The organism is Bradyrhizobium pachyrhizi (assembly GCF_001189245.1).
Classification (GTDB): domain Bacteria; phylum Pseudomonadota; class Alphaproteobacteria; order Rhizobiales; family Xanthobacteraceae; genus Bradyrhizobium; species Bradyrhizobium pachyrhizi.
This window is the reverse complement of sequence record NZ_LFIQ01000116.1, coordinates 38,230-53,601: the sequence shown is the minus strand read 5'-3', so window position 1 is coordinate 53,601 and position 15,372 is coordinate 38,230. Positions and strand designations below refer to the sequence as shown.

The following is a 15,372-nucleotide window of genomic DNA, read 5'->3' as shown; positions in this document are numbered from 1 at the left end:
GCCTCGATCTCCTTGACCAGCGGCGCCAGCTTGTCGCCGTTGCGGCGGCCGGCAAAGATCGTAAAGCCTTCGGAAGCGAACTTCTTGGCGATCTCGCCGCCGATGAAATCACCGGCACCAATGACCGCCACCGTCCTGTTTCTCTTCTGCATGGTGTACTCCGGTTCCGTTTGAGTGAACTGGCTTGCGGCGGCTGGGTCTCAGCCGCGCAGCGACTCCGCCAGCTTGTGCTTCAGCAACTTGCCCGTCGATGTCGCGGGCAGCGCGTCCATCAGGATAATCTCCGACGGACGCTTGTACGAGGTGAGTTGCGGGGCAATATGGGCCATCAGGTCCTGCGCGGTGGCGGTCGAGCCCTTGATCAGCTGCACGAAGGCGACCACCTCCTCATTGCCCTCGACCGGCCGGCCGACCACCGCGCACTGCACCACGGCGTCGTGCGTGCTCAGCACCGCCTCGATCTCGGCCGGATAGACGTTGAACCCGGAGCGGATGATCATCTCCTTGGTCCGCCCGACGATATAGAGCGCATCATTCTCGAAGCGGGCCAGATCCCCGGTGTTGAACCAGCCATCGGGATCGATCGCCTTGGCGGTCAAATCGGGCGCGCGGTAATAGCCGCGCATCACGTTCGGACCGCGGACGTGAAGCTCACCGACTTCCCCTGCCGCAACCGGCTTGAGGTCACGGCCGACTAGTTTTGCCTCGAGGCCCGGCATGACGGTGCCGACCGCATGATCCGCACGCGGATTGTCGGGCCGGACGCCGGAGATGCCCGGCGAGCATTCGGTGATGCCATAGCCGTTGAGCAGCGGCAGCCCGAGCTCCTGCTCGACCCGTGATTTGAGATCGAGGTCGAGCGGCGCGCCGGCCACCGAGATCACGCGCAACCGGCCGCGATCGAGCTTCGGCAGGCCGGCATTGCGCCGGTATTCGAGCAGACGCTGATAGGTCGCGGGCACGCCGTTCAGGATCGTGATGCCCTCTTCAGTCATCGCCTTGACCAGCGCGGCCGGATCGTATTTCGCCACCAGACGCACGGTGGCGCCGATCATCAGGGTCATGGTCAGCAACGAGATGCCGACGATATGCGAGATCGGCAGCACGCAATACTGGACGTCATCGGCCGCCATCTTTCGGAAGCTTGCCGTCGCCCGGGCGCTGAACAACAGATTGCGATGGGTCAGCATCACGCCCTTCGGGGTGCCGGTGGTGCCGGAGGTGTAGATGAGGACCGCGACCTGGTTGGCGCCGTCGGCCTCGACCGGCTCCGCCACGGTTGCCAGGTTCAGGCCGGTGACGGCGATGCCGCGGAGCGGGCCGACATCCTGCACGGCCGCCTCGTAACGCGCGGCATGCGTAGCCGCCTCCTGCGAGACCTCGGCGGTCAGCAGCACGCGGCGGGCGCCGCTGTGATCCCTGATCTGGTCGAGCTCACGCGGCGACAGCCGCGGATTGACCACGATGGACCAGACATCGAGCCGGCTCGCCGCCAGCAGCAGGCAGGCTAGCGGAATCGAATTCTCGCTCACGATCATCATGCGGTCGCCGGCACGGATGCCGAGTGCCCGCAACGCCTCGGCGACGCGACCGACCGTCCGATCGAGCTCGCGGTAGGTCAGCCGCATCTTGTCGTCGATCAGCGCCGGCTGATCCGGCGTCGCCCCGACGTGGTGATCGATCACCTCGTGGATGCGGTTCGGCAAGCCTTCCACACTTCCTTCAGCAACTTGTTCAACAACTTGGGTCGACGCCTGCACTGAAACCTCCCTGTGGCAGCCCTTTGGGCTTGATTTGTTGTCTTGAGGAATTTTCCCGCTCAGGCGGTCCTGCGCTGCGGCGCAGCCAGCTGCGCGACGATCTCCTCTTCGATCTCGCGCAGCTTGTCCTTGCCGAAGAAGATCTCGTCACCGACAAAGAAGGTCGGCGAGCCGAACGAGCCGCGCGCCACCGCGTTGCTGGTGTTGTCGATCAGCTTCTTCTTCACCTCGTCCTGCTGGGCGCGGGCGATGATGCGGTCGATATCGAGGCCGGAAGACAGGAACGCTTCGCGGAACACCTGCGGATCGTCCATCTTCTTGGGCTCGGACCACATGTGGTGATAGGCGGCGCGAAAGTACGGCTCGAACAGCCCTTCGAAATCGGCAGCGACGACGCCGCGCATCAGCATCAGCGTGTTGACTGGAAAGAACGGGTTGGTCTTGAACGTCGTGATGTTGTAGCGGCGCAGGAAGCGCTCGGTCTCGAGCACGTTGTATTCGGGCTTGTTCTTGATGCCGCGCAGCGACTCGCCGGGCGACATGTTGCCGGTCGCCTTGTAGACGCCGCCGAGCAGCACCGGGATGTAGTCGAATTTCACGCCGGTACGCTTCTCGATGTCGGGCAGCGCCAGTTCCGCCAGATAGGCGTTCGGACTTCCAAAATCGAAATGGAATTCGACCTTGAGCGGAGCAGCCATAGAACGCCCTTCCCTTTGAGTGCCAGCGGCCGTCAGCCGCCGCGTTGATCGAGCCGGGACCTTAAGTTCTATTTTAGAACTGTCAATATGATATTTGTCATCTAATGACTAAGTCGCGGCTCCAAGCGACGCATCCTATTGAAATGACGTTAGTTCTGTTTTAGAATTTAATCGGTGATGTCGGCGCAGACCGCAGGAGATGCTGATGAAATGGGATGCCCTCGAGGAGGAGCCGTGCTCGGTGGCCCGCACGGTGGCTGTCATCGGCGACCGCTGGAGCCTGCTGGTCCTGCGCGAATGTTTCCTGCGCATTCGCAGGTTCGATGACTTCCAGGCCTCGCTCGGGATCACGCGGCATCTGCTTGCCGACCGGCTGAAGAAGCTGGTGCGGTTCGGGGTGCTGCGCAAGATCCCCTATCAGGAAGCGCCGAAGCGTTACGAATACATCCTGACGCAGAAGGGCCTCGACCTCTATCCGATCATCATGTCGATCGTGCACTGGGGCAACGTCCACATGGTCGATTCGCGCGGCCGGCCGATGCTGCACGAACACAAGACCTGCAAGAAGATGTTCGATCCCGTGATGGTCTGTTCGGAATGCGGCGAGCCGCTGAGTGCGAAGGCGGTCCACGTGCATCCGGGCCCCGGCGCCCGGAAATCATCACCGGTGCACGCCAAGGCGCAGGAGCGAGCCAAGCGAGCCGCTGATTAGACCTGGATGCTGTTTACGAAGCCGGCGCCTCGCGCTGGCGGCTACTCAGCCTGACGGCGCAGCCATCAGCGCGACATTGCCGCCAAGCAGGCAACCGACGGGACGGCCGCCGGCGAAGCCGATGCGGACGCGGATCTCCGACAGCCGCCCCATCGCCCTGCCCTGCAGGATTCGGATCTCGTCGTCATCAGGAGCGACCAGGCCATAGTCGAGCAGGCCGAACGCCAGCGCGGCGGCCGCAATGCCGGTCGCGGCATCCTCGCGATAGCCGGAGGAGCGCGGGAATTGCCGGGCCTCGAACAGGCGAGCCTTTCGGTCGATCACGGCGAATGGATAGAGCCCGGTCGATCCGATCCGGCCGCAGACCGCCTCGACATGCTCGCCCGCGGGATCGAGCATATTCAGCGCTTCGGGGGAGCGCATCGGAACGAGTGTCTTGATCCGCGATGTGACGGCATTGCACGGCGTTACCGCGTCGATCGCTTCCGGCCCGACCGCGAGCGCCCGCAGCACGTCATCGCATTGCCCCGCGGTGAGCGGAACGGTCTTTCCGGCCGGCTGGGTGATCTCGACACTGGGCTCGCCGTGACGATCACGGCTGATGAAGCCGGTGACCGGACCGCTGCGCGTCGAGATCCGGATGGTGTCGCCCGGCAGCCTTCCATGGCGTGCGAGCAACCAGAGCGCGCCGATGGTCGCGTGGCCGCACATTTCCATTTCGTGATTCGGAACGAAGAAGCGGAACGTGGCGTCGAAATCGTCGCTCTGTGCCGGCAGCACGAAGCCGGACTCGTGACCGTGGCGGCGGGCGACGTCCTGCATCTCGGATGCGCTCATGCCGCTTGCATCCACCACGATCGGACAGGGATTGCCGCCCTGCCCATCGACCGTGAACACGCTGAACAGTTCCGCTGTCGTCATGATGTCGCCCGCGTGTCTCGCCGTCCCTACTTGACCAGCGTCGCGCCGGTCTCCGGATGCTGCAGCCAGCCGAGCAGCGCCTCGTGGAAGCGCGCCGGCGCCTGGATCTGCGGCGAATGGCCGAGGTCGGGGAATTCGATCAGCTGCGCATGCGGGATCCGCTTCGCGGCCTCCTTGCCGAGCACCGGATAATTGCCGAGCGTCTTGCGAATCTCCGGCGATGCGGTGTCCTTGCCGATCGCGGTGGTGTCCTTGTCGCCGACAAAGAGCAGCGTCGGCGGCTTGATCTGCTCGAACTCGTAGAACACCGGCTGGGTCGCGATCATGTCGTAGAGCCGCGCCGAGCTCGATGCCACGGCGGCGCGGCCCGGGCCGCGATACATGCCGGCCAGCATCTGCACCCACGTCTCGTAGGACGCATCCCAGGTGTCGGCGTAATAGGTGGCGCGCTCATAGGCGCGGATGCTGTCCGCGGTGACGCGCGTCTCGCGCTGCATCCAGCCGTCGAGGCTGAGCCACGGCACGCCCTTGGCCTTCCAGTCTTCGAGCCCGATCGGATCGACCAGAACCAGGCGGTCGGTGGCCTCCGGATACATCAGGGCGTAGCGCATCGCCAGCATCCCGCCGGTCGAGTGGCCGACCATGATCGAATGCGCGATGCCGAGCGAGGCGACCAGCGCGCGGCTGTTGCCGGCCAGTTGCTGGAAGGTGAACTGATAGCGCTCCGGCTTGCTGGACTTGCAGAAGCCGATCTGGTCGATCGCGATGACGCGATAGCCGGCGCCGCTGAGCGCCTTGATGGTGCCGTCCCAGGTCGCGGCACAGAAATTCTTGCCGTGCAGCAGCACCGCGGTCTGGCCGTTCGGCGTCGCCGGCTTGACGTCGAGGTAGGCCATGTCGAGCTCCTGCCCCTGCGAGCTGAAGCGATAATGCTCCACCGGATAGGGATAGTCGAAGCCCTGCAGCTCCGGTCCATAGGCCGGCTCGGCGGCCGATTGCGCCAATGCGTTGGACGAACCGAGCACAACGGTCGCAGCAACGGCAAGATGAAACAGGGTTTTCAGGGGCATCTCGGCAAATCCAGAACTCAGGGGCGATCTCGTGATGCCGTAGCCGAACGCGTGGGCGCCATCCAGCGCCATCAGATGATTTGTTCGTGATCCCGCGCGAAATTACGCCGGATCGAACGCGCGGATCGGCGGCAGATTGCCGTTGAACCGCTCGACCTCAACGCTTGTCAGCTGGCCGGTGCAGCCCTGCGCGAAGGATGACGTGCCGATGTCACGCGTCAGCACGTTCGGATTGCCGTGCACGCAGAGCGGCGCCTCCTCCTCGGGATCCATCGGATCGTACCAGGCGCCGGTCGGCAGCTGGACCACGCCGGGCGCGATGCCGTCGGTGACATGCACCGCGCCGAGGCAGGCGCCGCGCGCGTTGAAGATGCGGATGATGTCGCCGTCGGCAATGCCGCGCGGCTTGGCGTCGCGCGGATTCATGCGCGCGACCTCGCGGCCGCGGTGCTTGGCGTCTAGTGAATGGCCGCCGAAATCGAGCTGGCTGTGCAGGCGCGTCACCGGCTGGTTGGCGACGAGGAAGCACGGCGCGCCAGGCGTCGGCGTGTCGGTCTTCTCGAGCCAGACCGGATGGCCCGGACAGTCGGCATCGCCGTGGCTAGCGATCTTCTGCGAGAATATCTCGATGCGGCCGCTCGGCGTCGGCAGCGGCCGCGCCACCGGGTCCTCGCGGAAACGGCGCAGCGAGCCGCCGTCGTCGAGATGCTGCGGCACGACCAGGCTGCCGCGCGCCCAGAACTCCTCGAAGCTCGGGGCTTCGAGCCCGCGCGCGGCGAGCGCCTTGCGGGTCGGCTCATAGAGATGTTCCAGCCACTCTCGCGACGTGCGCCCCTCGGTGAAGGGCTCGCGGGCGCCAAGCCGCTCGGCGAGATCGGCGAAGATCTCGTAGTCGTCGCGCGCAAGGCCGAACGGCTCGGCGATCCGGTGCATCGCGACCATCAAGGGATCGTTGCTGGAATAGCCGATGTCCTCGCGCTCCAGCGTCATGGTCGAGGGCAGCACGATGTCGGCGTGACGCGCCGTGGCGGTCCAGGCGAGTTCGTGCACCACCAGCGTGTCGAGCCGCGCAAACGCCTTGCGCAGGCGGTTGAGGTCCTGGTGATGGTGGAACGGATTGCCGCCGGCCCAGTAGACGAGGCGGACATCCGGATAGGTCCGCGTCTCGCCGTTGTAGCGATAGGTGGTACCGGGATTGAGCAGCATGTCGGCGATGCGCGCCACCGGAATGAAGTCGGCGACGCCGTTGCGGCCCTGCCCGAGCGTCGGCCCGGGCATCGCATTGACGCGGCGGCCGTAATAGCCGATCGCGCCGAGCGAATAGGCGTAGCCGCCGCCGGGCAGGCCGATCTGGCCGAGCGCCGCCGCCAGCACCATGCCCATCCACACCGGCTGCTCGCCATGCTCGGCGCGCTGCAGCGAGTGCGACACGGTGATCAGCGCTCTGCGGCCGGCGAGCCGGCGCGCGAGCGCCTTGATGGTGCCGGCATCGATGCCGCAGATCGCCGCAGCCCATTCGGCGCTCTTGGGCTGACCATCGGCCTCGCCGGTCAGATAGCGCAAAAACACCGGCCAGCCCTCGGTGTAGCGATCGAGGAAGGCCTGATCGTGCAGGCCTTCGCTGACGAGCGTATGGACGATGCCGAGCATCAGCGCGGTGTCGGTGCCGGGTGTGGCCGTCAGCCATTCGGCGCCGGCCTCGACGGGCAGATCGTCGCGCAATGGACTGACCAGGACGAACGCGCAGCCGCGCCGCTGCGCGGCCTCCATCGCGCCGCGCTCGACATGCTTGCTGATCGAGCCGCCGGCCACCATCGAGTTCTTCAGCGCCATGCCGCCGAACGCCAGCACGATGTCGGTTTCGGCCGCGATCTGCTCCCAGGTGACGTTGCGCTTGGTGATGTCCTCGTAGCCGGTCAGGATCTGCGGCAGCAGCACCGAGGACGCGCCCGAGGAATAGGTGTTCACCGAGCGGACATAGCCACCCATGGCGATGTTGAGGAAGCGGTGCACCTGGCTCTGCGCGTGATGGAAGCGGCCCGCGCTGGACCAGCCATAGGAGCCGCCGAACACCGCGCCGGGGCCGATCGTGTCGCGGATCCGCGTCAGCTCGCCGCCGAGCAGGTCGAGCGCCTGCTCCCAGCTGACCGAGACGAACTCGTCGCGGCCGCGGCGATCGTCCGGACCGGGCCCGCGCTCGAGCCAGCCGCGGCGGATCGCAGGCCTCGCGATACGCGCCTGATGGCGCAACGCGCCGGGGAAATTGTTGATGATGCCGTTCGGATCGGGATCGGCGGCATAGGGCCTGACTTCGAGACCCGCCTTGCCGAGCCGCGCCGAGAACACGCCCCAATGCGAGGTGTGCGGCTTGAACCCGTCGGACAAATCGAGGCCGGGATCGGGGTGGCCAATGGTCTCGCTCATCGATGCTCCTTCATCCCAGGCCGGCGACCGCGCCACGCCTGTCGCAACGTGCCGGCCAGTATAATGATCCAATCGGCGCACGGTACCCGCTAACACGGATCGCACCGTGCCTTGCCGGCATGACTGCGGGCGACGGCGGCGGAACTCCCCACCGGGGCCGCGCCGCCAAAATATCGAAAACAACCCCATGCAAAGGAGCCGGCGGCCGGCGGCGCTCGAATGGCGACTTGACACGTCGGGCAAATCAGCGGCACACTTCCAATATTCCGAAATCGTCTAACCGCCCCCCTCGCCCGCAACAGCCGGCGCGCGGATGGCGCTTGCCGCCCAAAACCCTCCCCCAATCGACATCGCACCGGCTGCCGCAGCGAGCGATCGTCTGCGCGCTTGCCGCGCGCATTCCAGGGAATACCCGACATGGATACTGCACCCGACATCGCCGTGCCGACGATGGCCGCCGCAACCGGCCAGACCCAGGCCGCCGCAGCCCCGCGGATCAAATTCTCCTCGCACGGCTTCCGCATCGACCATCCTGATCCCGAGCTCGGCGCGCAGCTGATGGCGAACGCACTGGGGGTCGCCGACCGCGACGCGATGGACGGCATCCTGCGGCAATTGGTCAAGGCCAGCGTGAGCGGCGGCAAGCCCTGCGAGGTCAACCTCGCCTTCATGATCTCGATGGTGAGAAGCATCGGTCCGCGGGATTCCGTCGAGGCGATGCTGGTGGCGCAGATGGTGTCGGTTCATGTGATGGCGATGCGATGTGCCCATCACCTCGCGCATGCCAAGGACCTCGCCCAGCACGACAGCGCCGCGCGCGCATTGGGCCGGCTCGCCCGCACCTTCCCTGCCCAGATCGACGCGCTGAACCGCCACCGGAGCCATGGTGAGCCCGCCATCACCGTGCAGAACGTCAACGTCGAGGACGGCGGCAACGCCATCGTCGGCAACGTCACGCAGCATGCGCGCGTGATCGTGTCCGACAACAGCCCGGCATCCGCGGCGCGGAATGCGCCGAAGGCCGTGGGCTCGCGGCGACGGCGGAATTCCGCCGATGTCGGGCGGGACGCCAAGGCATGAGCGGCCACATCCAAACGACCGGCCCTATGCTGGCCAGCCGGCGTTGCGGCGCCAGGACCCGCTCGGGCAGCGCGTGCCGCGCGCCGGCGGTGCGCGGCAAGACGCGCTGCCGCATGCACGGCGGCGCAAAGGGATCCGGCGCCCCACGAGCGAACCGGAATGCGCGCAAGCACGGCCGGTTCACTCGGGAAGCGATCGCCGAGCGGCGGCAGATACGGGCGTTGCTGGGAGACGTGCGGAGGATGCTGGAGGGGATGAAGTGATTGCGTTCCGCAAATGGCCGCGCGCAAAAAACGGCATTTAGGAACGCCGATCTTCGAGGCGTGTTGCACCAGCTCGAGAGCAAAGGAAACGTTCAAATGAAAATTGCGAAGATCGCACTGGCAACGGCATTCATATTCGGGTCAATCGCAGCAGCGAGCGCTCAAGGCGGTGGTGGGGGTGCAGGCGGCGGTGCCGGTGGAGGCGGTGGCAACTCTCCCGCTGCGACCACTGGTCAAGGTGCATCCAGCAGCCCCGGTGCGGCAAACCCGGGCGCGACGATGAACGATCCGAAGTCGAAGGAAGGCAGTGGTAGCGGCGGCGCCATGAAGCATGAGACGATGCCGAAGGACCACATGAAGAAGTAGATCAAAGCCGAACTGATGGTCGTTCGCCCACACACCTCAACGACCAATGGGCCGCCGGGCGTGAAACCCCGGTGGCCCATCCTCGCTAATGGATCACAAGGGCGGCGGCGATGCCGAACGCCGTGAGCGTTGCAACGGCCAAACTCATCAGGGTTATCGCTACAGGTCTGGGCATGACAATTAAACCCGCTGACGCAGTGAAAGGCTGCTGATTGCGGACATCGCCGCGTGCCGAAGACGACAACGCGCCCGGTTGCGGCCCCGCCAGCAAAGATCCGGATTCCCGGCGGTCAGTGCACGAAGGCCATGATCAGCGCAATGGTGACCAGCGCGTAAGTGCTGGTAACGGCGATGCCCAAATACAAGCGCTCCATTGCGGCCTCCTGACCTCAAGGCGCCGCCCCCGCGCCATCAACCTAGCGCCCGCTCCGGCGCCGAGCAGCTGGAATTCAGGGTCATGGTAAATCTACGGGACCGTCCATCCGGGCTAGCCCCTGTAAGCTGCCGGCGGCAACCCTATGGGCTCATTGCATCCGACTGAGGAAGTAATCCTCTCTCTCCATTGCCGGCCTGTTGGGCTTGCCGTCTAATGTGGGGGCGAGAAGGGCTGGATTGGCTCTCCAATCGCGCCCCTCGAAGAGCGGGCCACCTGCTTCGGAAGCACAGGCGGGTGGCCCGTTGCCGGGCGCGATCGCGGCAAGTTCTCGCCCAACGCCCAGATGAATGCGTCGCGATGGCCGAATGCAACCGCTGCGGCGACTTGCCGCGCAGGATTGTCCCGCGAACTTCTCCCGGAAATCCAGGTCGTGGTCGCGCATACAGGCGGCTGCGAGATCGTCCTTGGCCGCGAAGCTGCAATATAGACTCCGCTTGGTGACGCCGGCCCGCTCGACGACCGCATCGACGCCGGCGACGCGGCAATATCGATGGCGCGTGCAGCCCGGTAACCGAATCTGCCGGCTTGTCCTAGCGCGTCTCCATATCTGGTCTGCTCGTCATTTTCAGAAACAAATTTCCGGGCGAAACGGGCGCCCGAGTGTGTCATCACAGCAGAATTCCTTGCTCAATAGACAGGACGACCTAGGAACAATTTCATGATTGTGCGGGGGCTTCTTTTTGCCGTCCTCACCATTTTCCCGGCAAGCGCAATTGCCAGAAGCTGGTTTCTCAATGGCCTCGGGAGCAGCGGCATTTATCACATCTGGGAGTTCGGCGACGACGGCCTGGTGTCGAGCCTGACGCCGGCGCTGTCGCCGCCCGATGGCGTCCTTCACCTCGCATGGCCATCCGCGATCGCGCCGGATGCGCACACGCGGCGTCTTTATGCGTCAGCCTATACGACGGGCTGGTTTCAGCTGCGGCTCTGGACGTCGACAAACGAAGGAGCCTGGATACCGCAAGGAATCGCCTTTCAGTCGGACACGTCCGAGCCCGGCGGGATCGGCCCGGCGCAGGTGGTGTATGAGCCCGGAGCAGCCGAGCCGTACATGATCTATTACCTCGACCGCGCGTCGAACCAGATCAAGCTGGCGACCAGCGTCGACGGCATGACATTCACGCGCCACGGCGCCGTGATCACGCCCTCACTGCCCGAGGAAGCGTCCGGGCTGTCGATCAGCTATGCCTGCCGGCGCGCGAACGGCGAGTATGTCATCTTCTATCACGGCTACTACAACAACACGCAGAACGCCGTCGCGCTGGTTGCCACGGCAGATAGCCCGCACGGCCCGTTCACGAAGAAGACCGTCATTGCGCGGCCCGATGGTTTTGCATCGACGCTTTCCGCCCACCGTCTCAATGCAACCGCCACCGCTGATGTCGCGGTGCCGCTGGGGATTCCCCTGCTGGTGGGTGGCGGCACGGCACGACAGGAGGCCAATGTCGCAATCAAACAGGACGAGACGACGATCTGGTTCGAGCGGCCATTCGTGTTCGATCACGTTTCGGATCGTCTGGTTTCGGTCTCGCGAAACAAGGTGGAGCTGTCCTACGCCCAGGAGCAGCCGGACGGCAGCTGGCGCGGAGTCTTCTCGCTCTACAATCCAGACCCTGGCGTCGCTTCAGAATATACGACGGAGGGCAGCGCCCGATCCCTGACCGCGCCATGGTCGTATGCGAGAACCGGGTTTCGTTTCAAGCCATGGTATCGCGGCGGGGAAAATTCGACCGAGAACCCGACGCCGCTGCTCAGCAGCGACGCGTGTTCGAGCTAGAATGGCAGGCGCATCGTGACTGCGACTTTGATGCTCCAGACGATGCCCCCGCTTCCGTCGTGACCGTCCACGGTTCGGCTGCGGCCGACGAGGCAGCCGCAGGGCTGATCGAGGACCATCCGCTTCAGCCCGACTATTCGCGGAGCTGTTCCTGGAGGCCGTTGCGCAATCGAGGACGATCTGCCAGTTTTCAACCTTTAATAGACGGGCGATCCTTATCGTGGGCACAGGATGCGACATGTCTGCCAGCGTGAGGCCAGGACCCGGACACGGAGCGCGTGAAGACGTCTGATGCCCGAAACAGGTGAATTTCAAAGATCCAGTTCGACCGCCTTGCAGCGCGCCTTCGCGCAGGCTGTCGCGCTGCATCAGCGGGGTCAGTTGGCGGCAGCAGAAAAGATCTATGAAGACATGCTCCGACAGCAGCCCAACAACTTCGATGCACTGCACCTGTTGGGCCTGATTTCCGCGCAGACTGGCCGCAGCGAGCGCGGCGTCGACCTGATCCGGCGAGCGATCAGGCTCAACGGCAACGTCGCGGACGCGCACAGCAACCTCGGCAATGCGCTGCGCGCGTTGCGTCGCTTCGACGAAGCGCTCGCGAGCTTCGACAGGGCGGTCGCGATCAAGCAAAACCTTGCGCCGGCTCTCTACAATCGCGCAATCACGCTTGCGGACCTCGGGCGCAACCAGGAGGCGCTCGCAAGCTACGATCGCGTGATCGCGCTCGTACCCGACCATGCAGATGCCCATCGAAACAGGGGCACCGCGCTGAGAAAGCTGGAGCGGCCCGAGGAAGCGCTGGCGAGCCTGGACAGGGCGATTGCGCTCAAGCCCAACGATGCCGGCGCACACAACGATCGTGGCAACGTGCTCAACGACCTCAAAAGATTCGATGATGCGCTCGCGAGCTACGACCGGGCGCCGGGAATTGCCGGCGCGTGCTACAATCGCGGCAACGTGCTGATCGAACTGGATCGTCTCGAAGAGGCAATTGCGAGTTACGACAGAGCGATTGCGTTGCGGCCCGACTATGCCGAGGCCTACAACAACCGCGGCTCGGCGCTGTTCAGGCTCCGGCATCATGAGGCGGCGCTCGCCAGCATCGACAAGTCGATCCAGCACAAGGGCGACGATGCGGCTGCCCACGCCAACCGCGGCAAGGTTCTATCCACTCTGGCGCGCTACCACGAGGCACTCGCCGCCTATGACAAGGCCGTCGCGCTCAAACCGGACCAGGCCGACATCGAAGGCTATCGTCTGCACGCCAAATCCCACATGTGCGACTGGGCCGACCTTGACGCCGAGTGCGGCCGACTTATCGAGTCGATCAGAAATCGCAACGCGACGACGCCGCCATTTCTGTTTTGTAGCGTTCCTTCATCGACCGCCGATCAACTGCTATGCGCCACGCGATGGACCGCGAAGAATCATCCGCCGTCTGCAAGCCAGCGCTGGCGGGGCGAGCGCTACCATCACGATCGAATTCGCGTCGGCTATTTCTCGTCGGATTTCTGCAACCACGCGACATCGCTCTTGATGGTAGGGATGTTCGAGTGCCACGACCGGTCGAAATTCGAGACGGTGGCAATCTCATGGTCGCCCAACGCCCCCTCGGAGATGCGTCGACGGCTGGAGGCGTCGTTCGATCGATTTGTCGAGGTCCGGGACATCAACGACGATGAGGTCGCCGACCTGATCAGACGATCGGAAATCGACATCCTGGTTGATCTGAAAGGCTTTACCGGGGGATCCCGCACCAGGGTCCTTGGCCGCCGGCCTGCTCCCATCCAGGTCAATTATCTGGGCTATCCGGGAACACTCGGCGCCCCGTTCATCGACTACATCATCGCCGATCGTACCGTGATCCCGGATCATCATCGCGAATTCTACAGCGAAAAGGTGGTCGCCCTGCCCAACAGCTATCAGGCCAACGACGACAAACGTGTCATTGCCGATCGCTTGTTCACGCGCGGCGACGTGGGGCTGGCGCCGACGGGCTTCGTGTTCTGCTGCTTCAACAACAACTACAAGATCACGCCTGACATGTTCGACCGGTGGATGAGGATTCTCGGCCGGGTCGAAGGCAGCATGTTGTGGCTCCTCGAAGCCAATGCCGAATCTGCCGCAAATTTGCGCAAGGAGGCGGTCGCGCGTGGCGTCGCTGCGGAGCGCCTTGTGTTCGCACCGCGTATGTCGTTACCCGACCATCTCGCACGCCATCGCCTCGCCGGCCTGTTCCTCGACAGCACTCCCTACAATGCCCACACGACCGCCAGCGATGCGCTATGGGCCGGCCTGCCGGTGCTGACCATTCTCGGCGACACGTTTGCCAGCCGGGTCGCGGCGAGCTTGCTCCATGCGATCGGCCTGCCCGAGCTTATTGCGGAATCGCCGGAGGCTTATGAACGCATGGCGGTCGATCTTGCGACCCATCCTTCGAGGCTCGCGGCGCTCAGAACCAGGCTGGCGGCCAACCGGCTGACGGCACCGTTGTTCGATACCAAACGTTTCACCCGGCATGTCGAGGCCGCCTATACCGCGATGTATGAGCGTCACCAGGCGGGCATTGCGCCGGACCATATCGTCGTCCCGGCGTGATCGTTGCTGGCTACTCGCCGCCTCAGCGACGCGAGACGCTTGGTCCAACCATAGCCGACTTTCGTGAGCAGCCGGACGCGATCTCCGTCGCGCTCGAGGCGCAGGCGGTAACCGTTGTTCTTGATCTCATGGACCACTCGGGAACGGCCGGGACCACCTATCCGACGGCCGGTAGGAAAAACTCGAACTTGGGCATAGCCCAGAGGGTATCGTGGTTCGCTTTTACGAATCTGGCTGGTTCGTTAGGCCCTTCGCTAAAATCTCAGCTTGTTCCTTGGTCAGCTTTTCGGCAAAGGGGCCATTTTTCCTTATCTGAGCTGGCCCTTTGAGTTCGCTGTCGTAGACCATCCAGCCGATGCTTCCTTGCCGAACGAGGAACCGGCCTCGCATCGGGCGTCCAATAAATTCCATTGCTACCACCACCTGCAAAATACGAGTTCGACATTAGCTCGCGGGATGGAGCGCGCGGCATTGAACTATGTGAATCGTGGCGATCGAACAATGCTTGCGCTTTCCCGTCGAATTGAAAGCGGCCCCAACCTGAGGGCCGCCAACCCGAGCAATGCGGGTTTTCCTCCGGCAGTCGGGGGGGCCTGGCTGACCGGAAGCGTCAATTAGACGTCCTGTCCGCTCGATGGTTCCTACCTGCCGCGCATTTTGGGAAAAAGCGGCAATCGCCGTCGCGATTAGCACCGGTTATTTCCGGAACGAAGGCGACCACTTTGAAATGGCGGTCGGGGATGACGACCTTGGGGCTCCACGGCGTAGCGGCCGTTTGCCCAGCTGCAGGATAACTCTTCTCACGATCGATAAGATCGATGCTGTACTCGACAGCGTACGCTACGGGCTGTTCGGCAATAGTCCAGCAGGTCACCCGTAGGCATCGTGATCGGCAATGACGCTGCAACTTCCGTCCTCTCGGAAGAACAGGCCATTGCCTGCGACTTCCTTCCACCAACCCCGGCCAATCCGAGATCGACGCATACTCACCACGCCAAAGCGCCACGCGCTCATATCACCCTGGAATGGCTGCTCGGAGAGCAAATCTTGATATCCCGGAACAGGCCAGGTGTGATCCAGCACATCCCACTCGGTGAGATTGCCCCCAAGCCAAGCATCGAAATGATCCCTGATTTTCGTCCCGGGAGGATTCGGAAACAGGGAATTGATGCAGGCTGTTCCGTCCGCGTCCAACCTCGTGGGAAGAGCCTCGACGACCCTTTGCAGAAGCTCGGTACCGTCTATTCCACCGCTCCAAAAATTG

General features: G+C 64.1%; 15 protein-coding genes. 6 read left to right on the top strand and 9 right to left on the bottom strand.

The annotated features are described in order from the left end of the window. The 3 genes from AKL29_RS45830 to AKL29_RS31250 form a co-directional block, all read right to left on the bottom strand. A partial coding sequence (locus AKL29_RS45830) for an SDR family NAD(P)-dependent oxidoreductase (RefSeq protein ID WP_347336999.1) occupies positions 1-152 on the bottom strand: 152 nt, incomplete at its 3' end. A gap of 48 nt (positions 153-200) precedes the next feature. Next, complete coding sequence (locus AKL29_RS31255; RefSeq protein ID WP_028334863.1) at positions 201-1,715, bottom strand: class I adenylate-forming enzyme family protein; 1,515 nt, start codon at positions 1,713-1,715, stop codon at positions 201-203. Positions 1,716-1,819: 104 nt separating this feature from the next. Continuing rightward, positions 1,820-2,458: a 2-hydroxychromene-2-carboxylate isomerase gene (locus AKL29_RS31250; RefSeq protein ID WP_028334862.1), complete on the bottom strand. Its 639-nt coding sequence runs from the start codon at positions 2,456-2,458 to the stop codon at positions 1,820-1,822. A gap of 205 nt (positions 2,459-2,663) precedes the next feature. On the opposite strand from AKL29_RS31250, the gene AKL29_RS31245 reads away from it, so the two are divergent. Further along, positions 2,664-3,170, top strand: a complete 507-nt coding sequence (locus tag AKL29_RS31245; RefSeq protein WP_028334861.1) for a winged helix-turn-helix transcriptional regulator — start codon at positions 2,664-2,666, stop codon at positions 3,168-3,170. 45 nt (positions 3,171-3,215) lie between these two features. Here the strand turns inward: AKL29_RS31245 and AKL29_RS31240 are convergent, their stop codons facing one another. From AKL29_RS31240 to AKL29_RS31230, 3 genes are all read right to left on the bottom strand, one after another. After that, a complete protein-coding gene (locus tag AKL29_RS31240) occupies positions 3,216-4,091 on the bottom strand; it encodes a PhzF family phenazine biosynthesis protein (RefSeq protein ID WP_050386815.1) in 876 nt (291 codons plus the stop codon). A gap of 26 nt (positions 4,092-4,117) precedes the next feature. Then, entirely contained in the window at positions 4,118-5,161 is a 1,044-nt protein-coding gene (locus AKL29_RS31235) for an alpha/beta fold hydrolase (protein WP_050386904.1), read from the bottom strand. A gap of 102 nt (positions 5,162-5,263) precedes the next feature. Beyond that, a complete protein-coding gene (locus AKL29_RS31230; protein WP_050386903.1) occupies positions 5,264-7,585 on the bottom strand; it encodes a molybdopterin guanine dinucleotide-containing S/N-oxide reductase in 2,322 nt (773 codons plus the stop codon). A 417-nt stretch (positions 7,586-8,002) separates the two neighbouring features. Between AKL29_RS31230 and AKL29_RS31225 the strand changes: the two genes are divergently transcribed. The 3 genes from AKL29_RS31225 to AKL29_RS41290 all read left to right on the top strand — a co-directional run bounded on the left by AKL29_RS31225 (position 8,003) and on the right by AKL29_RS41290 (position 9,294). Beyond that, entirely contained in the window at positions 8,003-8,665 is a 663-nt protein-coding gene (locus AKL29_RS31225) for a hypothetical protein (RefSeq protein ID WP_050386814.1), read from the top strand. Continuing rightward, positions 8,662-8,928 (top strand): HGGxSTG domain-containing protein, encoded by a 267-nt coding sequence (locus AKL29_RS31220; RefSeq protein WP_050386813.1) that lies wholly within the window; start codon positions 8,662-8,664, stop codon positions 8,926-8,928. The genes AKL29_RS31225 and AKL29_RS31220 overlap by 4 nt, the downstream gene beginning before the upstream one ends. A gap of 96 nt (positions 8,929-9,024) precedes the next feature. Then, positions 9,025-9,294, top strand: coding sequence for a hypothetical protein (locus AKL29_RS41290; RefSeq protein WP_152977842.1), 270 nt, complete (start codon positions 9,025-9,027; stop codon positions 9,292-9,294). Positions 9,295-9,818: 524 nt separating this feature from the next. On the opposite strand, the gene AKL29_RS46765 is transcribed toward AKL29_RS41290, so the two are convergent. Beyond that, positions 9,819-10,247 carry a TetR family transcriptional regulator gene (locus tag AKL29_RS46765; protein WP_410712176.1) on the bottom strand — a complete coding sequence of 143 codons (429 nt, stop codon included), beginning with the start codon at positions 10,245-10,247 and terminating at the stop codon, positions 9,819-9,821. A 141-nt stretch (positions 10,248-10,388) separates the two neighbouring features. On the opposite strand from AKL29_RS46765, the gene AKL29_RS31215 reads away from it, so the two are divergent. Both AKL29_RS31215 and AKL29_RS31210 read left to right on the top strand, forming a co-directional pair. Then, complete coding sequence (locus AKL29_RS31215) at positions 10,389-11,507, top strand: glycoside hydrolase family protein (protein WP_050386812.1); 1,119 nt, start codon at positions 10,389-10,391, stop codon at positions 11,505-11,507. Between the two features lie 291 nt (positions 11,508-11,798). Further along, complete coding sequence (locus tag AKL29_RS31210) at positions 11,799-14,108, top strand: tetratricopeptide repeat protein (protein WP_082190766.1); 2,310 nt, start codon at positions 11,799-11,801, stop codon at positions 14,106-14,108. Between the two features lie 222 nt (positions 14,109-14,330). Here AKL29_RS31210 and AKL29_RS31205 read toward each other — a convergent pair whose 3' ends face one another. Further along, a complete protein-coding gene (locus tag AKL29_RS31205; RefSeq protein ID WP_050386810.1) occupies positions 14,331-14,519 on the bottom strand; it encodes a hypothetical protein in 189 nt (62 codons plus the stop codon). 459 nt (positions 14,520-14,978) lie between these two features. Then, positions 14,979-15,372 (bottom strand): hypothetical protein (locus AKL29_RS43780; RefSeq protein ID WP_193395263.1); only part of this gene is annotated, 394 nt, incomplete at its 5' end.

Coding starts and splice junctions, on each gene's coding strand:
- AKL29_RS31245 (WP_028334861.1), top strand. CDS start 2,664: ATGAAATGGGATGCCCTCGAGGAGGAGCCGTGCTCGGTGGCCCGCACG.
- AKL29_RS31240 (WP_050386815.1), bottom strand. CDS start 4,091: ATGACGACAGCGGAACTGTTCAGCGTGTTCACGGTCGATGGGCAGGGC.
- AKL29_RS41290 (WP_152977842.1), top strand. CDS start 9,025: ATGAAAATTGCGAAGATCGCACTGGCAACGGCATTCATATTCGGGTCA.
- AKL29_RS31220 (WP_050386813.1), top strand. CDS start 8,662: ATGAGCGGCCACATCCAAACGACCGGCCCTATGCTGGCCAGCCGGCGT.
- AKL29_RS31250 (WP_028334862.1), bottom strand. CDS start 2,458: ATGGCTGCTCCGCTCAAGGTCGAATTCCATTTCGATTTTGGAAGTCCG.
- AKL29_RS31235 (WP_050386904.1), bottom strand. CDS start 5,161: ATGCCCCTGAAAACCCTGTTTCATCTTGCCGTTGCTGCGACCGTTGTG.
- AKL29_RS31225 (WP_050386814.1), top strand. CDS start 8,003: ATGGATACTGCACCCGACATCGCCGTGCCGACGATGGCCGCCGCAACC.
- AKL29_RS31205 (WP_050386810.1), bottom strand. CDS start 14,519: ATGGAATTTATTGGACGCCCGATGCGAGGCCGGTTCCTCGTTCGGCAA.
- AKL29_RS31215 (WP_050386812.1), top strand. CDS start 10,389: ATGATTGTGCGGGGGCTTCTTTTTGCCGTCCTCACCATTTTCCCGGCA.
- AKL29_RS31230 (WP_050386903.1), bottom strand. CDS start 7,585: ATGAGCGAGACCATTGGCCACCCCGATCCCGGCCTCGATTTGTCCGAC.
- AKL29_RS31210 (WP_082190766.1), top strand. CDS start 11,799: ATGCCCGAAACAGGTGAATTTCAAAGATCCAGTTCGACCGCCTTGCAG.